Annotated in this window: 16 protein-coding genes; 8 read left to right on the forward strand and 8 right to left on the reverse strand. The window is 75.3% G+C overall.

Annotated elements, in window-relative coordinates; all coding sequences use genetic code 11:
• Window positions 1-120: 120 nt before the first annotated feature.
• The 3 genes from ACZ4M5_RS16435 to ACZ4M5_RS16445 form a co-directional block, all read right to left on the reverse strand.
• Window positions 121-4,458, reverse strand: a complete 4,338-nt coding sequence (locus tag ACZ4M5_RS16435) for a cation-translocating P-type ATPase (RefSeq protein ID WP_467737242.1) — start codon at window positions 4,456-4,458, stop codon at window positions 121-123.
• A gap of 18 nt (window positions 4,459-4,476) precedes the next feature.
• The gene (locus ACZ4M5_RS16440; RefSeq protein WP_467737244.1) at window positions 4,477-5,019 is read right to left on the reverse strand and encodes a hypothetical protein; all 543 of its coding nucleotides are present in this window, start codon (window positions 5,017-5,019) and stop codon (window positions 4,477-4,479) included.
• Between the two features lie 106 nt (window positions 5,020-5,125).
• Window positions 5,126-5,335 carry a hypothetical protein gene (locus ACZ4M5_RS16445; RefSeq protein ID WP_467737246.1) on the reverse strand — a complete coding sequence of 70 codons (210 nt, stop codon included), beginning with the start codon at window positions 5,333-5,335 and terminating at the stop codon, window positions 5,126-5,128.
• Between the two features lie 406 nt (window positions 5,336-5,741).
• Between ACZ4M5_RS16445 and ACZ4M5_RS16450 the strand changes: the two genes are divergently transcribed.
• The 5 genes from ACZ4M5_RS16450 (at window position 5,742) to ACZ4M5_RS16470 (ending at window position 10,918) form a co-directional block, all read left to right on the forward strand.
• Window positions 5,742-6,422 (forward strand): nucleotidyltransferase family protein, encoded by a 681-nt coding sequence (locus ACZ4M5_RS16450; protein WP_467737248.1) that lies wholly within the window; start codon window positions 5,742-5,744, stop codon window positions 6,420-6,422.
• Between the two features lie 12 nt (window positions 6,423-6,434).
• Entirely contained in the window at window positions 6,435-6,722 is a 288-nt protein-coding gene (locus tag ACZ4M5_RS16455) for a BON domain-containing protein (protein WP_467737250.1), read from the forward strand.
• Window positions 6,719-7,483: a metallophosphoesterase family protein gene (locus tag ACZ4M5_RS16460; protein WP_467737252.1), complete on the forward strand. Its 765-nt coding sequence runs from the start codon at window positions 6,719-6,721 to the stop codon at window positions 7,481-7,483. Before ACZ4M5_RS16455 ends, ACZ4M5_RS16460 begins: the two co-directional genes overlap by 4 nt.
• A gap of 219 nt (window positions 7,484-7,702) precedes the next feature.
• On the forward strand, window positions 7,703-9,367 hold the full coding sequence (locus tag ACZ4M5_RS16465) for an alkaline phosphatase D family protein (protein ID WP_467737254.1): 1,665 nt from the start codon (window positions 7,703-7,705) through the stop codon (window positions 9,365-9,367).
• Between the two features lie 186 nt (window positions 9,368-9,553).
• On the forward strand, window positions 9,554-10,918 hold the full coding sequence (locus tag ACZ4M5_RS16470) for an alpha-lytic protease prodomain-containing protein (RefSeq protein WP_467737256.1): 1,365 nt from the start codon (window positions 9,554-9,556) through the stop codon (window positions 10,916-10,918).
• A gap of 58 nt (window positions 10,919-10,976) precedes the next feature.
• Here ACZ4M5_RS16470 and ACZ4M5_RS16475 read toward each other — a convergent pair whose 3' ends face one another.
• The 5 genes from ACZ4M5_RS16475 to ACZ4M5_RS16495 are packed head-to-tail and all read right to left on the reverse strand — an operon-like array spanning window position 10,977 to window position 14,915.
• Window positions 10,977-12,128, reverse strand: coding sequence for a serine hydrolase domain-containing protein (locus ACZ4M5_RS16475; RefSeq protein ID WP_467737258.1), 1,152 nt, complete (start codon window positions 12,126-12,128; stop codon window positions 10,977-10,979).
• Window positions 12,125-13,042, reverse strand: coding sequence for a DUF6895 family protein (locus ACZ4M5_RS16480; RefSeq protein ID WP_467737260.1), 918 nt, complete (start codon window positions 13,040-13,042; stop codon window positions 12,125-12,127). Before ACZ4M5_RS16480 ends, ACZ4M5_RS16475 begins: the two co-directional genes overlap by 4 nt.
• Complete coding sequence (locus ACZ4M5_RS16485) at window positions 13,039-14,001, reverse strand: DUF6895 family protein (protein WP_467737262.1); 963 nt, start codon at window positions 13,999-14,001, stop codon at window positions 13,039-13,041. Before ACZ4M5_RS16485 ends, ACZ4M5_RS16480 begins: the two co-directional genes overlap by 4 nt.
• Window positions 13,998-14,705 (reverse strand): hypothetical protein, encoded by a 708-nt coding sequence (locus tag ACZ4M5_RS16490; RefSeq protein ID WP_467737264.1) that lies wholly within the window; start codon window positions 14,703-14,705, stop codon window positions 13,998-14,000. The genes ACZ4M5_RS16485 and ACZ4M5_RS16490 overlap by 4 nt, the downstream gene beginning before the upstream one ends.
• A gap of 21 nt (window positions 14,706-14,726) precedes the next feature.
• Window positions 14,727-14,915, reverse strand: a complete 189-nt coding sequence (locus ACZ4M5_RS16495) for a hypothetical protein (protein WP_333930290.1) — start codon at window positions 14,913-14,915, stop codon at window positions 14,727-14,729.
• A 484-nt stretch (window positions 14,916-15,399) separates the two neighbouring features.
• Here ACZ4M5_RS16495 and ACZ4M5_RS16500 point away from each other — a divergent pair, with 484 nt between their 5' ends.
• The 3 genes from ACZ4M5_RS16500 to ACZ4M5_RS16510 all read left to right on the forward strand — a co-directional run bounded on the left by ACZ4M5_RS16500 (window position 15,400) and on the right by ACZ4M5_RS16510 (window position 18,254).
• Window positions 15,400-15,933 (forward strand): DoxX family protein, encoded by a 534-nt coding sequence (locus ACZ4M5_RS16500; RefSeq protein ID WP_467737266.1) that lies wholly within the window; start codon window positions 15,400-15,402, stop codon window positions 15,931-15,933.
• Between the two features lie 107 nt (window positions 15,934-16,040).
• On the forward strand, window positions 16,041-16,604 hold the full coding sequence (locus tag ACZ4M5_RS16505) for a hemerythrin domain-containing protein (protein ID WP_467737268.1): 564 nt from the start codon (window positions 16,041-16,043) through the stop codon (window positions 16,602-16,604).
• 330 nt (window positions 16,605-16,934) lie between these two features.
• Window positions 16,935-18,254 (forward strand): MFS transporter, encoded by a 1,320-nt coding sequence (locus ACZ4M5_RS16510; RefSeq protein WP_467737270.1) that lies wholly within the window; start codon window positions 16,935-16,937, stop codon window positions 18,252-18,254.
• Window positions 18,255-18,586: the final 332 nt, after the last annotated feature.

Consider the following 18,586-nt stretch of genomic DNA (forward strand, 5'->3'; position numbering starts at 1 on the left):
CCCGGGGGCCCCCGGGCCGGGGCCCCGCCGCCGGCCGGGCCGCGGCCCCCACGGCGCCCCCCCGCCCCGCGCCGGGGCCCGCCCCCCCGGGCGCGGGGGGCGGCGGCCGCTTCGGCGTGCTCACTCGGGCACCGGGGCCGCGACGCCGCTGCGCATCACCTGCCGCGCCTGACGCAGCAGTTCGCCGAGCCGCAGGGCGAGGTGCGCGGTGACGCCGTAGAGGGCGTGCACGGCCGGCAGGCGTTCCAGGCGGGGGGCCAGCGCGGAGAGGGCGATCGCGGCGGCGACACCCGCCCACGCCACGGGTCCGAGCGGCGTGCAGCCGAAGAAGTGGCTGACGCCGGGTGTCTGGACGAGGGCGGCTAGCACGGCGGCGGACCCGAGGGCGGTGGCCCACACCAGCGGACTGTGCCGCCGCCCCGACAGGGTCTGCACCAGCTGCGCGCCGACCACACCGCACAGGGCCATCGTGGTGGCCCGGCGTTCCGTGCCCGGGGTGAGACGGCCGATCAGGTACGCCGTGACCGCGCCGAGGCAGGTGGTGATGCCGCGGCGGCGGATCGAGCGCAGCAGCGGCGCGCCGAGGACGTCGAGACCCATGGGTCCGGCTGCCGCGTGCTCGGCGGTCGAGGGGTCGTTGCTCGGGGTGACCGCGACGGCCATGGCCGGGAACATGTCGGTGAGCAGGTTCACCAGCAGCAGCTGACGGGTCGACAGGGGGGAGGCGCCGGCCAGCAGGGTGCCGAGGACGCTGAAGCCGACCTCGCCGGCGTTGCCGCCGATGAGGATGCTGACCGCGTCGGCGACGCTGCGCCACAGGGCACGGCCCTCGGCGACCGCGTCGACCAGGACGGACAGGTCTCCGGTGGTCAGGACGAGGTCGGCCGCGTTGCGGGCGGCGGCGGAGCCGCGGGACTCGACGCCGACCCCGACGTCGGCGGCGCGGATGGCCGCGGCGTCGTTGGCGCCGTCGCCGGCCATGGCCACGACCCGGCCGGCCTGTTGCAGGGCTTCGACGACGTGCAGCTTCTGCTCGGGGGCGACCCGGGCGACGACACCGGCTCCGTGCAGGGCCCGGACGCGCTCGCGGCGCTCCATGGCCACCAGTTCGTCGCCGGTGACGACCTCGGTCTCCTCCGGCCAGCCCAGCTGCAGGGCGATGGCGCGGGCGGTCTCCGGGTGGTCGCCGGTGAGCATGACGGGCAGGATGCCGGAGCGGCGCAGCTCCGCCAGCAGGGCGTGCGAGGTGTCGCGGGGCACGTCGGCCAGCGCGACGAAGCCGCTGAACTCCAGGTCGGCCAGGGGCGCGTCGAGTTCGGCCTGGGCGTCGTCGGCCCGGCAGGGGCGCCGGGCGACGGCGAGGAGCCGCAGGCCCTGCCCGGCCAGTTCGTGGGCGGTGCCGGTGGCGTGGGCGGGCAGGTCGCGGCAGGCGGGCAGGATCGTCTCGGGGGCGCCCTTGACGACCAGGAGTTCGCCGAGGTCGGGGTCGCCGCCCCGGCCGACCGCCGCCGCGTAGCCCCGGCGGGTCTCGAAGGGCAGTTCGCCGGCCGGGGTCCAGCCGGGGTCGGGCGGGGCCACGTCCAGGACGGCCTCGTCGGTGGCGTGGGCGATGCGGCGGCCCTGCCCGGTGTCCTCCTGCGGGCAGGCGCGGGCGGCCAGGCGTACGACGGGGGCGGCATGGTCGCTGCCGGTGTCCAGGACGGTGCCGTCGGCGGTGGCGACCTTGACCAGACGCAGCTTGTTCTCGGTGAGGGTGCCGGTCTTGTCGAAGCAGACGGTGTCGACCCGCCCGAGCGCCTCCAGCGTGCGCGGGGTGCGGACCAGCACGCCCCGCCGGGACAGCCGCCGGGCGGCGGCCATCTGGGCGACCGTCGCGACGAGCGGGAGCCCTTCCGGCACGGCCGCGACGGCGACGGCGACGCCACCGCTGACAGCACGCCGGACGGGGCTGCCGCGCAGCAGGGACAGTCCGGTCACGGCGGCGCCGCCGGTGAAGGTCACGGGCAGGGCCTTGCGGGTCAGTTCCTGCAGCCGTGCCTGCACTCCGGCGGGTGGCGGGGTGCGGGCGGCGAGGGTGACGGCCCGTCCGGCCTCGGTGCGTTCGCCGGTGTCGACGACGAGGGCGGTGGCGTGTCCGGCCACGACGGTCGTTCCCTCGAAGACCATGCAGGTGCGCTGAGCCACCGGCAGGCCGGGCGTGGACTCCACGGACTTGGTCACCGGCAGGGACTCGCCGGTGAGGGCGGACTCGTCGACCTCCAGGCCGTCGACGTCGAGCAGTCGCGCGTCGGCCGGGACGACGTCGCCGGCGCCGAGGCTGATCTCGTCGCCGGGCCGCAGCCGGGTGGCGTCGACGGTGACGGTGCGGTGGCGGCCCTCCTGCCTGCGGGCCTTGGGCTGCTGGCGGGCCGCGAGCCGGGCGAGGGCCTGCTCGGCGCGCAGCCGCTGGAGTCCGCCCGTGACGGCGTTGAGGTCCATGGCGCCGACGACGAGCAGCGCGTCGACCATCGAGCCGAGCAGCGCGGAGGCGACGGCGCCGGTGGCGAGGACGGGGGTGAGGGGGTCGTCGAGTTCGCGGCGGACCGCCCCGGCGGCCTGCCACGTCCAGCGGGCCGGGGCGAGGGCGGGGTGCCGGCCCACGCGCGTGGCCTGCCGCCGTGAACGGTCGGTGAGCACGGCGAGGCCCTGGGGTTCGTCGTCCCGGCGGGTGCGGCCGATCCGGTCGCGGGCCTCGTCGGGCTCCAGGGCGTGCCAGGGGATGTGCAACCGCGGCGGGGGCGGGGTGGCCCTGGCGATCCGGGTCGCCTCCAGCCAGCCGGTCACCAGGGCGTTCGCGGCGGCGATGTTGACGGGGGCGTGCCGGGTGAGGGGCCACAGGAACCGCCCGCCGGGGGGCCGTCCGCCGCGGGCCACCAGGAGCCCCGACAGGGCGGCCCCGGCGCGGGCCAGGGTCTGCGAGCGGCGCCCGACGCGACGGGCCGCGGGGATGGCGGAGAGCAGTCGCCAGACGTCGGCGAGGCCGCCGGGCGCGAGGGCGTCGGCGCCCCAGGGGACGGCGGCGCGGCCGTCGGTGAGGGCGATGGCCACGTCGGCGGCCGGCAGACCGGCCGCGAGGTCGCCGCCGCCGGAGCCGTCGAGGCGGGCGACGGCGACCACCACGTGCCCGTCGCCCTGCAGGGCCCGTACGACGTCGCCGAACGGCTTGGCGCCCGGGGCGACCTCGTCGGCGAGCCGGGTGATGTCCTTCAGGTCGGAACCGCCGGCGATCACCACGTGCAGTCCGGCGCGGCGGGCGGCGTCCAGGACGGCCTCGGCGAAGGGGTGCACGGGGTCGTCGGGGAAGCCGTCGGCGTCGTCACCGGTCTCCGTGCGGCGGCTGCGCAGGGCGCCGGCGTGCAGGACCAGGGCGTCGGCGATCTCCAGTTGCCGCATCCGCTCCCCGCTGCGCAGGAGGATCCCGGCGCGGGCGAGGTGGGTGCCGAGAAGGGAGTTGAAGGCGACCGGACCGTAGCGGGCCGCCTTGGGCGATCCGGCGAGGACGGCTTCGGCCGCCTCGCCCGTGTCGTGGGTGACGAGGAGGGTGGCGGCGGCGCCGACGAGACTGCCGGTGCTGGCGTGGGAGGCGTACTCCTGGGCCGGTGTCACCTTGAGCGGCGGGCGGGTGTCCGGCGGGGCCGGCAGGCTGGTGCGGCGGTCGTGGCAGATGTCGTCGTGCAGGGCCTCGAAGGCGGCGGCGCGGGCCACGGCCTCGGTGAGCTGGCTGCCGCGCAGCACGCCGTCGAGGACGAGGGCCAGGGGGGTCTGGCCGGCGCCGTGGGCGGCGGCGTTGGCGGCGGCCAGGATCAGTTCCATGCCGGAGGTGCCGAAGCGGCGGCGCAGCACGGCCCGGAAGCGCGGGTTCTCGCGGAGCAGCGTGACGGTGGCGGTGACCATGCGCGAGGTCGGTGGCAGGCGCAGGGAGCGGCCGGCCATGGCCCCGGCCGCTCCGGCGGCGTCCATCAGGATCGCGGCGGCCGTCACCCGTACCTCACGGGGGTCCCCCGGGTGGGTGGTCTCCCGGGCGACCGGGTCGGCGTCCTCGCTCAGGCCGAGACGCGCGGCCAGGGCGGTGGCGTGCTCGGTGACGGTGTCGGTGGCGGCGTCCTCGGCGACGGTGATCACCAGGCGTGCCAGTCCCTCGTCCCAGTAGGCCGCGAGCACGTCGGGGTGGTCGAGGAGTTCGTCCGCCGCCCGGCGGGCGAACGCGGCGGTCTCCCCTTCCGGGTGCCGCAGGGCGAGGTGGACGCGCCCTCCCGCCGTCCAGTGCCGTCCGCCGCGAAGGGCGTTGCGGGCGACGTTGCGGACGCGGCGTGTGGTGCCGTAGGCGGAGGCGGCCGTGCGCGCGGTGCCGCGGGCGGCGCCGGCGGCAGCGCCGGCCAGGGCCCCGACGAGCGGGGCGGCGTCGAAGCGAGTGAGCATCTGCTGCCGTCTTTCGGGTCAGCCGGTGGAGCGGCTGGTGTCGGTGTCCTGCCGGTGGCCGTGGTCCTCGCCGTGGGCGGCGGCTTCGTGCACCTGCTTCAGGGCGGAGGCGGTGGCGGTGTCCCCGACCTTGGCGGGCTGCTCGTGGACGTGCCGTTCGGACCGCTCGCGCCGGTGGCGGGAGGGGGCGAGCCGGTCGCCGGGGCCGTAGGAGGAGGTGCCGGACTCCTCCGGGGCGGACGGCTCTCCGGCGGTGGTGCCGGCCGTGGTGGCGCCGTCGGGGGCGGCGCCGTCGGGCCGCGGTCCGGGCCGGGGCTGGGTCAGCCAGGCGACGGCGGCGCCGGTCAGTGCGACCGGCCACTCCACGACGCCGGCGACGCCGAGCACCCCGGCACCCGCGTAGACGGCCATCCGGCGGCCGCGGGGCGACACGGCGCCGATCCTGTCCAGGGTCTGCGTCGCGACCCTGCCGACCTGTTCAGCGCCGGGCAGGTGCTTCAGGCCGGAGGCGACGGCTCGCAGGGGCTGCGGGAGAGCGGCCGCTGGTGCTGGGTGGTTCATGTCGACCTCCACGGAAGCGTGCCCGGTGGTTTCGGCAGATTTACGGCCTTTGCCCCCATACTCCGCTGTCGGGGGTCAGCGCGCTTGTCTTGTTCGGCCGGGGGCCTCAGGTCACGGTCTGGCCGTCGTGGATGCCGCCCTCGCAGCGCTTGGTGTATCCGTCGTCGCCCTGCCCCACGGCGGAGATGATGATCATGCCGCCGCCGGCGATGCACTGACTGGGAGTGACGTCCGCAGGAAGGGCGGCGGCGCGGGCGGGCAGCGCGAGCGCGGACAGGGCCAGGGCGGCGATCACGGCGTGGGGCAACGTGCGCATGGGTGCTCCTTGTCGGCTGGACGGACCCGGGCGCTCCGGGCCGCTCCCAGCCTGACCAGGAGATACGCGCGCCGCCACCGGAGCGCGAGCCGCGGGCCCGGGTACGACGGCCGCCGGAAGGGAGCACCCGGCGGGGCACCGCGACCGCCGGCGGGACACCGCAACCGGAGTCCGGCAACCGCCGCAGGCGCGCCACGCCCCGGGTACGGCGGCAGCTTGACCGGGACACCCCTGAACGAGGTGCCGAGCCCGCCGGACAGGTGGGCCGGCGGCCGCGGGGGTCGCCCGCGGCCGGAAGCCTTCCGTGTCGGGCCGGGCGCGCCGGGTACTTGATGCAGACACACGCAGGCCGTCTCGGTCCGGCGCCGCACGGGAGCGGTGTCCGGTTCGGCGCGAAGGAGTGGTCATGACGCACAACGGGGATGACGCGACGCTCGTCCGGGGGCCGGAGGTCCCGGATCTCCGGCCGGCACCGGGTGGGTCCGACTCCCCGCCGCCCCCACCCGACCTCGCCGCGGACGAACCGCCCCACGAGCTGCCCCTGGACCGCAACCAGGCGATTCTGGAGGCGGCCAAGCAGGTCGGTGCCCTGCTCAAGCGCAAGGGGCACCTGTTCGCGCTGGCCGGCAGCGTCGCCGCGTACGCCCATGGCGGTGAGAAGAACCTCCAGCACGACGTCGACTTCGCGATCCGTCCCGAGGACGCGGACGCCGTCGCCGCCACTCTGCGCGAGGCCGGCCTGAACGTGTACACCCCGCCGGAGGACTGGCTGATCAAGGCCACCTGTTTCGGCCAGCCGGTCGACGTCATCTTCGAGCTGGCGCACCGCCCGGTCGGTGCCGACATGCTGGAGCGGGCCGAGGAACTGTCGGTCGACTCGGTGCGCATGCCGGTGCTGGCCCCGACCGATCTGCTGTGGAGCCTGCTCGCCGCGTTCTCCGAGCACCACTGCGACTTCGGCGCGGTCCTGCCCATCGCGCGGGCCCTGCGCGAGAAGGTCGACTGGGAGCGGGTGCGCGGCGCGTGCGGCGACGAACCCATGCCCGCGGCCTTCTTCTTCCTCCTGGAGCGCCTGAACGTCATCTGAAGGAGCACCCCCATGAGCACCCACGGTTCCCAGGACACCGGCGGCACCGCGCCGCCCGACAACCTGGACTACCGCATCGCCCACCTCCAGGACCGGCTCGCCTCGGGCGACCTCGGTGAACTCGGCGTCCGGGTCGAGGCCCGCGGCCACACGGTGCTGCTCACCGGCACCGTCCCCTCGGCGCCCTGCCGCGACGAGATCCTGCGCACCGTCCACGAGGAGCTGGCCGGCTTCCCGGTCCACAGCGACCTCGTGGTCACCGAGGCGTCCTCCCCCGACCACGCGGAGGAGCTCTCATGATCCGCATCGCAGCCGTCGGGGACATCCACATGGGGCCCGACAGCCAGGGCGTCCTGCGCCCGGCGTTCGAGACCCTGCCCGAGTGCGCCGACCTCCTGCTGCTCGCCGGGGACCTCACCCGGCACGGCACGCCCGAGGAGATGCGGGTCGTGGCGCGGGAGATCCACGGCCTGGGCGTGCCGGTGGTCGCCGTCCTGGGCAACCACGACCACCACGACGACCGCCCCGAGGAGTGCGCGCAGATCCTGCGGGACGCCGGGGCCCACGTCCTGGAAGGACAGGGGACGGTGGTGGAGAGCGGCGGGGCGCGCATCGGCGTGGCCGGCACCAAGGGTTTCGGCGGCGGCTTCGTCGGCCGCTGCGCCGGGGAGTTCGGCGAGCCGGTGATGAAGGAGTTCGTGCGGTACTCGCGCCGCAGCGCGGACGGGCTGCGGACCGCGCTGGAGCAGCTGGGCGAGGAGGGCTGCGACGCGCGGATCGCCCTGACCCACTACTCCCCCGTCGCCGACACGCTGGCGGGCGAGCCGCTGGAGATCTACCCGTTCCTGGGCAGTTACCTGCTGGCCGAGGCGATCGACACCGCGGGCGCGGACCTCGCCGTGCACGGGCACGCGCACGCCGGCACCGAGCACGGCATGACCACCGGCGGCGTCCGGGTGCGCAACGTCGCCCAGCCGGTCATCGGACGGGCCTTCCACGTCTACCACCTGCCGGTCAAGGAGCGCGCCGCGACCGGCGCCGCCGCCCAGCACACCCACTGACCCCCCGCGTTCCCCGAACCGCCGCCGGCGCCCGCCGGCGGCGGTTCGCGTTGCCCGCCGCCGGCCCACCCTCGTACCGCCTGTGGTGTGAACGCCCCGCACGTCGTGCCCGTTTCAGGCATTTTGTCTGCTTAGCATGCGAGCTCCGCGCTCCGCACGTCGGCGATGTCCCCACGCGTTCGCCCGGGGCGCCCCTGCCCCGTACGAGAGGACCCCAGGATGGCGCTGACGGGCCGTCAAGGAACACCGTCCGAGCATGCCTTCTCCCCGCACGACGCCGTACTGCGCTCGGCGGCGCCGCACCTCGCCCGCCGCCGCTTCCTGACCGTCACCGCGGCGGCCGCGATGCTCGCCTTCTCCACCAACCGGCCGGCCCGCGGCGCCACCGCCGCGCGGGAACGCGACGCGGCCCGCATCACCGACGACCCGTTCACCCTCGGCGTGGCCTCCGGTGACCCGCTGCCCGACTCGGTGCTGCTGTGGACCCGGCTGGCGCCCGAGCCCTTCGCCGAGGACGGGGGTCTGGGCCAGGAACGGGTCGTCGTCTACTGGGAAGTGGCGATCGACGAGTGGTTCGCCCTCGTCGAGCAGCAGGGAGCCGCCACGGCCCATCCGGAGTACGCCCACAGCGTGCACGTCGACGTCAAGGGCCTGTCGCCGGACAGCACCTACTACTACCGGTTCCGGGTGGGTGCCTGGATCAGCCCCGTCGGCCGCACCCGCACGGCGCCCGCCCCGGGCAGCGACGCCGACACCCTGCGGCTGGCCGCGGTCGCCTGCCAGGCCTACCAGGACGGCTACTACACCGCCCACCGGCACCTGGCGCAGGAGGACATCGACGTGGTGTTCCACCTCGGCGACTACCTCTACGAGTACGGCGTGAACTCCGCGGGCGGGGCGCGCCGCTACACCGACCGCAAGCTGCCGGACGTCTTCAACCACGAGGCGACCACGCTCGCGGACTACCGGCTGCGCTACGCGCTGTACAAGAACGACCCGGATCTCCAGGCCGCGCACGCCCAGCACCCGTTCGTGGTGACCTGGGACGACCACGAGACCGAGAACAACTACGCCGGGCCCTACGACGAGAAGGGCAGCCCCCAGGACCAGTTCCTGGTGCGCCGTGCCGCCGCCTACCGGGCGTACTGGGAGAACCAGCCCCTGCGCGCCGACCAGCTGCCGCAGGGGCCCGACGCCCGGCTGTACCGCAGGCTCACCTGGGGGTCCCTCGCGCAGTTCGACATCCTCGACACCCGCCAGTACCGCTCCGACCAGGCCTACGACGACCGGCCGCACGCGCCGGGACCCGAGTCGGACGACCCGGCCCGCACGCTGACGGGGGACGCCCAGGAACGCTGGCTGCTGGACGGCTGGCGGAACTCCGACGCGCTGTGGAACGTGATGCCGCAGCAGGTCTGCTTCTCGCAGCGCAAGTTCGACCTGACCGCGCCCGCCCGGGTCTCCATGGACGCCTGGGACGGCTACCGCGCCTCGCGCGAGCGCGTCATGGCGGGCGCGAAGGCCGCGGGCATCGACAACTGGATGGTCCTCACCGGGGACGTCCACGTCGGATACGCCTTCGACATCAAGGAGGACTTCGACGACCCGGCGTCCAGGACGGTCGGCACGGAGTTCACCTGCACCTCCATCGCCAGCGGCGGCGACGGCACCGAGAAGCCCGCCGACTGGAACACGTACATGGAGGCCAACCCGCACATGAAGTACTACGACGGCCGGCGCGGCTACGTCCGGGTGGAACTGGGCCGGGACGAGGCGCAGGTCGACTTCCGGATCGTCCCGGCCATCACGACGCCCGGCGCGTCGATCGCGACGACGGCGTCCTTCGTCACGGAGGTGGGCTCGCCCGGACTGAAGTCCGCCTGACGCCCTCCCGTACTGCACATGGCGCCCTTCCCGGCACCAAAGCGCGAACCGGGGCGGCCTCGGGCATCAGGCCGCCCCCGTCCGGCAAGGCCTCAGCGAACGGCTTCGCCGCGACCGGACCCCGCGTGGCGAGACCCCTGCGGCGCACGCCCGCAGCGCACACCGTGACCGAAGGAGACACATCGCATGGCCCACAGACACGCCGTGACCGGCCGCCGGGCGGCCCTGGCCGCACTCGGCGCGCTCGTCGCCACCGGCATCCCCGCCGCGGCGGCCGAGCCGACGCCCGCGCCCGGCCCCCTGCCCTCGGCCGCCCGGACCCTCGGCGCCGACCGGCCGTCGGCCGGGCTGCTGCGCGCCATGGAGCGCGACCTCGGGCTGACCCCGGCCCAGGCGTCCCGGCGGCTGGTGAACGAGGCGGAGGCCGGCACCCGCGCCGGACTGCTGCGCAACGCGCTGGGCGAGCGGTTCGCCGGGGCGTGGCTGCGCGGCGCCACCTCGCAGGAGCTCGTGGTGGCCACCACGGACGCCGCGGACGTGTCCGCGATCGAGGCCCAGGGCGCCGAGGCCGCGGTCGTGAAGCAGCCGCTGCGCGACCTGCGCGCCGCGAAGGAGAAGCTCGACGCCGCGGCGGCCCGGGTGGGCACCGCGAACACGCCCCTGTGGTACGTCGACGTGCCGGCCAACCGGGTGATGGTGCAGGCCACGAGCAAGAGCGCCGCCGCCGCGTTCCTGGAGGCCGCGGGTCTGGACGCCGGGAACGTGGGCGTGAAGGTCACGGCGAACCGGCCGCGGCTGCTGGAGGACATCACCGGCGGCGACGCCTACTACATCGACGGCACGGCCCGCTGCTCGGTCGGGTTCTCCGTCACCAAGGGCGAGCAGCAGGGATTCGCCTCGGCGGGCCACTGCGGCAAGCCGGGTTCGAAGACCACCGGGCACAACCAGGCGGAGCAGGGCACGTTCCAGGCGTCCACCTTCCCCGGCAAGGACATGTCGTGGGTGGCCGTCAACGACCAGTGGACGGTCACGCCGAACGTCAAGGGCGAGGGCGGGCAGGACCTGCAGATCACCGGCTCGGTGCAGGCGCTGGTGGGGGCTGCGGTCTGCCGCTCGGGCTCCACCACCGGCTGGCACTGCGGGAAGATCGAGCAGCACGACACGAGCGTCAGCTACGCCGAGGGCAAGGTCGACGGGCTGACCCAGACGACCGTGTGCGCCGAGCCGGGCGACTCGGGCGGTCCGTACGTCTCGGGTGCGCAGGCGCAGGGCGTCACCTCCGGCGGCTCCGGCGACTGCACCTCCGGCGGCACGACCTTCTACCAGCCGGTCAACGCCCTGCTCGAGGCGTTCGGCCTCACCCTGACCACCGCCGAGGCGGAGGAGCCGGCGCCGCAGGACGGCACCGCGCAGACCTGGGCCGCCGGGCGGGTGTACGAGGCCGGTGCGACGGTGACCCACGCGGGTGTGCGCTACCAGTGCCTGCAGACCCATCAGGCACAGGGGCCCTGGTCCCCGGTGGGCACCCCGGCGCTGTGGCAGCGGGTGTGACACAGGGTCAGGGCTGCCCGGCGCCGGTGCGGTGGTCACCGGCGCCGGGCGCGCTCCGTCACGCCTCGGCGAGCAGCTCGTACGCCCGGGCCACGAACGGGTCGTGGGCCCGGAAGCGCCGTGTGCAGACGGCGGCCAGTGCCGTGCCGGTGTCGGGACGGAAGCCCAGGAACGCCTGCTGGCCGAGGGTGGCGCCGCTGTGGAAGTACATCGGTCCCCCGTCGGTGGGGTGACGGAACCACGCGATGGTGTGCACGTGCCGGTGCGTCAGTCCGCGGCGCAGCACCGGGCGGCGCACCGCACGCAATGCGGCCGCGAGGGTCGGTGAGTCTTCCTGAGCGCCTGCGGGGTCGAGGTGGGCCTCGAGGAAGGTGAGCAGGTCCCCCGGGGTGGCCCGGAGCGCGCCGGCCGCCTGGAATCCGCCCGCGTCGAAGGCGGGTACGGGGGTCCGGCCGTCCTTGTCGTGCCCCGGGGCGTCGAGTTCCGGGCCGTCCGCGTGCAGGGTGGTGCCGGTCAGGCCGAGCGGACGCAGGACCTGCTCGGCGACCAGCCTCTCCCAGGGGGTTCCGGTGGTGGCCGCCAGGGCGTGTCCGAGCACGGCGACGCCGTAGTTGGAGTAGCACCACCGGGTGCCGGGGCGGTGGCGGGGCCGGTGGCGCAGGAACGCCCGGACGACCAGTTCGGCCGGGAAGCAGGCGTAGGGGTTGGTGTGCCAGGCGGGCAGCGCGCGCCGCAGGAAGCCGGGCGGCAGGGCGGGCAGTCCGGAGGTGTGCGTGATCAGGTGGGCGAGCGTGACCGGGTGGGCGCCGGGGGGACGCCCCGCGTCGAGGAGCGCGGCGGCCGGTTCGCCTCCGGTCACCGTGCCGCCGTGGATGAGCCGGGCCAGGAGCAGCCCGGTGAAGGTCTTGCCCGCCGAGCCGACCTCGTAGCGCAGTGCCTCACGGGGCAGGGACCGGCGGCCGGCGGTGCCGCCGCTCATGACCGTGCGCCGGCCGCGGCGGGAGACGGCGAGGACGACGTCGGGGGCGTCGGCCGCGTCGACGGCCTCGGCGAGCCGCCGGGCGAGGGGCTCGGTCGCCGGTCCGCGCGGGTCGGGGGCGTCGTCCGCGAGGGCGGGGTGCGGGGGCCGCGTCTCCTCGTCGTCGCAGGGCTCGCCCGGCCAGAACACGTGGGGCGAGCCGGGTGCGAGAAGGGATCCGGACCCCGTCATGAGGCGTGGGAGAGCGCGGACAGGGACCGGGACGTGGCCAGGAACGAGGCGAACGCGGCCACCAGTGTGGGGTGGTAGACGATGTCGAACACCTCGTCCGGCTCGCCCTCGGGCATCGTGCGGATGGCGGGCATCGCGCCGTCGGGCTGCTGGGCGGCCGCGAACGCCTCCCAGGCCGGGGGGTCCAGCGTGGGCCGGGGCAGACAGGCGTCGACCACCAGCAGCTCACCGAGCAGGTCCCAGCGCCGCAGGTCCAGCCAGTCGTCGATCCACACCGGCAGCCAGGTGGCGAGGTAGTCGGCGATGCGGGGCGGCAGGCCGTCCGGGTTCTCGCCCCAGTCGGTGAGGTGGAACACCGTGTGCGTGACGTCGTAGGCGGTGTGGCCCTCCACCGTCCAGGGCTCGGGGGTGCGGGCCAGCCAGGTGGCGTCCACCAGGTCCGCCTCCGGCGGGCGGGGTGCCAGTCCGAAGCGGCGCTGGAAGGCGGACAGGCCCAGGCGGCGGGTGGGGGTGGTCTCGAAGGCCACCCAGCTCTCCAGCCGGTGGTTCAGCTCGGTGGCCCGCTCGACCTCGGGCTGGCGGTAGCCGAGTTCCTTGAAGGGCAGGTACACCTCGAAGGGGATCGGCGAGGCGGGCTCGGTGCGCTGTCCGCGCACCAGCATCCGGCCGCCGTCCAGGGTGTCGCGCCAGGCGTGGTCGAGGAGCTGCCGGGCCAGCTGCGCCTGGCGCGAGCCGGCCACGCCCTCGCGGAAGAGCACACGGCAGATGAGGGCGAGTTCACCGATGGGCTTGAACCGTTCGAGGAAGCCCGTCTCCGGGTCGACGTCGGTCTCCAGCCGGAATCCGTCGCGGTGCGCCCACAGCCATTCCAGGGCACGGACCCCGACGTTGTGGATCAGGCGGGTGTCGGTCATCCCAGCACTCCTTGTGCGCCGGGCCGGTCGTGCGGACCGGCCGGGGCCGCGTCGTCCAGCCGCCCGGTGGTCAGGGCCGCCGCGAAGACGGTCATGAGGGTCGAGTGGTAGTGGACGGTGAAGTCCGGTTCGCCGTCGCTGTGCCCGGCCTCGCGCAGCGCGCCCGAGGGGTGCTGCGCGGCCGCGATCCGTTCCCAGGCGTCCCGCAGCAGGGCGGGCGCGGGCAGTTCGGGCAGGCTCGCCGCAACGGCCAGCAGCTCGCAGCCGAGGTCCCACATCTGCGCGTCCAGGCAGGTGTCGAGCCAGGGCGGCAGCCAGTCGGCCAGATAGGCCGCCAGGTCCGTGGGCAGTCCCGCGGGTCCGAGCCGTCCCCAGTCGGTGAGGTGGAAGACCACGTGCGTCAGGGCGTACCCGGAGTCGCGCTCGAAGGTCCACGGCTCCGGCAGTCCGCCCAGCCAGGTGGTGCGCAGGGCCTGCGGCATGCCGCCCGAGCGGCGGACGCCGGTGGTCTCCTCGGCGTTGAGGACGCCGAGCCGGCGGGTGGCGGGCTGTTCGGTGAGCTGCCAGCCGCGGGTGCGGGCCACGAGGGTGGCGGCCGCCTCGTAGCCGGGGTGGCGCAGCCCGGTGGAGGCGAAGGCGGCGTACACCTCCAGCGGGTAGGTGGCGAAGGGCTCCAGGTGCTGCAGGCGCACCAGGAGTTCGCCGCGGCCGGCCTCCTGCCAGGCGTACTCCAGGAGGTCGGCCGCGCGTGCGTGCAGCGGGTCGGAGGGCGGGGTGTTGCGGGACACCGCCGCACACATCAGGGCGAGTTCGCCGAGCGGTTTCCAGCTGCGGTTGACCTCGCCGTCGGCGGCGAGCGCGTCCTCGCCGAGCGCGAAGTCGGCCCGGCGGTCGCAGATCCAGGCCAGCGCGGCCTCGGCCGGCCGGCGGACCACCGCCGGGTCGAGCGGCGCCGTCACGCGGGGGCTCCCGCGCGGGTGAGCCGTGCCGCCTGCACCTGCAGGGCCACGAGCGGGTCCGCACCGCCCATCAGCTCCGTGAAGTCGAGGCCGGCGTCGAGTCCGAGCGTGTCCGGGACGCCGTCGAGCAGGGTGAGCCAGCGCCCGGCGCCGGCCGCCTGCCGCCAGTCCCGGCGGCGCACGGCGCGGACGAACCCGCGGGCCACGTCGAGCGCCCGGCGCTGGGCCGTGCGGGCGACCGCGCTGTCCTCGCCGGGCAGGGCGAGCGGGGCCAGGACGGCGAGTTGGTGGGTGAGGGACTGCCAGCTCGCGTCGGCGAGGGCGTCCACGTCGGGTTCCGTCTCCGCACCGTGGGTGGTGGCGTCGACGAAGGAGGGGTCGAGCCGGCTCATCGTGCGCCGCATCGCCCAGTGGCTCCACACGACGGTCGGTGCGGCGTCCGCACGGGGCGGGTAGGCCTCCACCGCCTTGCGGAACACGGCCAGTTCGTCGGGCAGGGGCGGAGTGTGCAGGAGGACGCTCGGCAGCAGCGCGTCGGATCCCAGCACGCGCACGGCCGCGACGGCCAGTCCCTCGGCTTCCCCGCCGGCCGCCGCGGGGGCGGCCGACGGGGTGTGGTCCCCGCTCCGAAGAGCGGAGACCACACCGGAAGCGAGGTCCCGCACCGCGCCCTGCAGGAGGGTCGAGGTGCCAGACAGTTCCATTGACTACTACTCCTGTCTCCGTCAGCCCTTCTTCGGGCGCGGGGTGGGCGGCGACAGCAGGAGCTTCGTCGCGCCCGACTGCAGCGCGAGCGCTGCGCACTGACGGCTGTCGCGGTAGACGCCGTCGAGTTCTGCCGGGTCGAGTGCCGCCTCGATGTCGACGCTCGGGACACCGGTCAGTTCCTTGGTGACCTTTTCGGTGGAAGGCATAGCACCATCTCCTTGAGCTGAAGCGGGTACCTTCACCTTCCGGATCTCCGGAATCGGACAAAGCATGCCAAATTTCTCAGAATTCACTTCAGTAACATCTTCAACATCTCACCCGTGAGGAACCGCCTCGCGTGCCACGACCCGCAGCGTGCGCACCTCCGGGTCGGCCGCGTCCGGATGAGGACGCCGTGCTCGACGCCGACGCCGCGCTGCGTTCCAGCGCGACTGGGCGCGGGCGCCGCTGACCGCCCAGGTGCAGTACTGGGTGGCCTTCCACGGCCGCGCCGCCCACCCAACGGCCAACCCGACGGAGCACCGGGGCGCTGCTCGCCGTGACGCGGGCGCTCGCGTGCGCCGCCGTCGGCGTGCTGCTCTGCGGGGAGCTGCGCGCGCGGGCGTGGGCCGCGCACCGCGCGGCGTGCGTGGTCCCTCCCGCCCGGGGAACCCGGCGTGCAGTGATGCCACCGACACCCTGGAGAGGGCCATGAGTCTGTTGCGCGTGCTCGGCCGCCCCATGCTGGCCTCGATGTTCCTGGCGGGCGGGGTGAACTCCGTCCGCAACCCCAAGCAGGTCGCCGAGGCCGCCGAGCCGGTCGTCAAACCGGTCACCGACCGCGTGTCCGCGCTGCCGGACCGCACCGAACAGGCGGTCCGGCTGAACGGCGCCGTGCAGGTGGTGGCCGGGCTGATGCTGGCCACCGGGCGCATGCCGCGGCCTGCCGCCCTGGCCATCGCGGCCACGCTGGTTCCGACGACGCTGGCCGGGCACCGCTTCTGGGAGGCGGACGACCCCGGGGAGCGGGCCCAGCAGCGCATCCACTTCCTGAAGAACCTGTCCATGCTGGGCGGTCTGCTGATCGCGGCCGACGACACCGGCTCCCGCCCCTCGCTGCTGTGGCGCGGTACCCACGCCGCTCGCGGCGCGCGGCGCGACGCGGGCCTGGTGCGGCGCTCGGTGCGCGCCACCGCCCGCCCGGCCGCCACGGCCGGCCGGGTCCGGGCCAAGCTCCCCGTCTGAGCCGCCCGCACCGGGAAGCTCCCCGTCTGAGCCGCCCGCACCGGGCGGCGGAACCGCCCGTTAGCCCGTGAGGGCCGGGGGGGACCCGGGGGCAGGAGGTGAAGGACATGGGACACGGAGGCAACGTCATCGACGAGCTGGTCACCGACCACCGCGAGGTCGAGGAGATGTTCGGCAGGATCGAGGCCCTGCCGCCCGGCCACGAGGACCGCAAGGTCTACGCGGACCAGGTCACCATGGAACTCGTCCGGCACTCGGTGGCCGAGGAGGCCTACCTCTACCCGGCCGTGCGGGAGCACGTGACCGGCGGGGACGCCCTCGCCGACCGGGAACTGCGGGACCACGCCACGGCCGAGCAGATCATGAAGGACCTGGAGGGCTGCGACGCGGGTGACGCCGAGTTCGACCGGCTCGTCGGCATGCTGATGAGCGAGATCCGCTCGCACATCGCCGACGAGGAGGGCAACCTCTTCCCCGCCCTGCGCGCGGCCTGCCCGCCGGACGCGCTGGACGAGCTGGGCGAGAAGGTCCGCAGGGCGAAGAAGACCGCCCCGACCCGGCCCCACCCGGCAAGCCCCGACAAGCCTCCGGCGAACAAGCTCCTGAACCCGGGCGCCGGCATGGTCGACCGGCTGCGGGACGCCCTGTCCGGCCGGGGCACGTTCGAGTAGCGCGTCCGCATCCCGAAGGGCCCGTCGCCCCGGCGACGGGCCCTTCGCCGTGCCTGTGGCCGCCGTCACGTGGAGTGATGTCCCGGGGCTCCATGATCATCCACTGTGATCAACCCCACGCGGGCCGTCAAGGCGCGTCGAGCGGTGGGGCGTTGGGACGTCACCGGGCAGGGTGTGCGGTGCCGGGCGAACGGTGCGGGGGTCGCCCTCTGTCACGATGGTCCGCGCCGTCACCCGGCGAGGGGAGCCACCGCGCAGCGCGGCCGGTGCTCTCGTTCCCCCCGCCCTTCCTCTGCTGAGTCTCCCGACTCGTCTTGCGAGTGCCGTCCTGTGTCTTCGTCGTCCTCCCCTGCCCAGTCCGCCTCCCGTTCGCCCTGGCGTTCGCTGAGGTACCGCAGCATGCGCTGGTGGTCCGTCGCGAACTTCGTGTCGAACGCCGGCACCTGGATGCAGCTCACCGTGCAGAACCTGCTGGTCCTGCAGATCACCGGCTCCGCCGCCGCGACCGGGCTGTCCATGTCCGTGCAGGCCGCGCCCGCGCTGCTGATCAGCGTCTTCGGCGGCGCCGCCGTCGACCGCTGGCCCCGGAAGCTGACGGCAGCCGTGAGCCAGGCGCTGCTCGGGACGATCGCGTTCACCACGGCCGTGCTCGTGGCGCTGGACCGGATCGACATGACCTCGCTGATGGTGCTGGCCGCGCTCACCGGTGTCGTCGCGACCGTCGACAACCCGGCGTGCGCCCTGCTCGGCAACGACCTCGTCCCGCCGGAGGACGTCCCCTCGGCCATCGGGGTCGGGGCGCTGGTGCACCAGGCGGGCCGGCTCGTCGGCGCGGCCCTGGCCGGCGTGGCGGTCGGGTTCCTCGGCACGTCGGCCGCGTACTTCGCCAACGGCCTGTCCTTCCTGTTCGTGGCCTCGGTGATCCCCTTCCTGCGCCCGGCGCCGGGTGCGGTGCGGCAGGAGGTCCCGGATCCGGGTGCCGGGGACAAGCGCCCGGCCTCCCTCACCGTGCGGGAGGGGCTGGCGTTCTTCGCGCGCCGGCCGCGGCTGGTCGCCCTGGCCGGGGTGACCGGGATCAGCGCGGTGTTCGGCCGCAACTACGGGCTCACCCTGGCCGTGCTGGTGACCGGGCCGCTCGCCGGGGGCGCCGGTTCGTTCGGCACGGTGTCGACCGTGCTCGCCGTCGGCGGCATCCTCGGCGCGGTGCTCGGTGCCCGGCTGCGGCGTCCGTCCGTCCGGCTGGTGGGCGCCCTCGCGGCGGCCGGTGCGCTGCTGCAGGTGGTGGCGGGCCTGTCACCCTCGCTGGCGGTCCTGATCGTGCTGGTGCTGCCGATGGCCGTCGTGGAGTCCGTCTCCGACACCGCCGGCACGTCCGTGCTCCAGACGGACCCGCCCGCCCATCTGCGCGGGCGCGTGCTGGGCGTGTGGGGCAGCATCGGCACCGTCTGGGGCCTGGGCGGCCCGCCCGCCCTGGGACTGCTGATGGAGCTGGCCGGGGCACGCGGCGCCCTCGTCACCGGCGGGCTGATCATCGCCGGTTCGATCGGCGCCGGGTACGTGCTGCGCCGGCGCCGGGCCCTGACGCCGGTGCTGCTGCGCAAGGAGCAGGACGACCTGCCGGGCCGCCCGGCCCTGAGCGCGGCGGCCTGAGAACGCCAGGGCCGGCGGGCCGGACCGTCGCGCCCACTGCCGTCGGACCCCTGGTGGGCGGGCGGGCCCGGACCTGCCCGGCCAGGCGCCCGAGGTCCGGCAGCACGCCGGCGCGAGCCCGGCTGACCTCGCCGGGCCCGCAGCTCCCCCAGGGGCTCGTCAGCGGTCCGCGCGCCCCCGGCCGCGCGCCGCCCCTCGCTGCCGCCGGACCCGGCACGGCGGCGGGCCCCACGGTTCCGGGTGACGCGGCCGCCGTCGCGGCGGCTAAGCCCGGTCCGCCGGGCACGACACGCGGACACCGTTGCGGGCCGGGAACCCCATCGCCGCTGTGG

This window comes from Streptomyces sp. NPDC026246 (genome assembly GCF_055567995.1).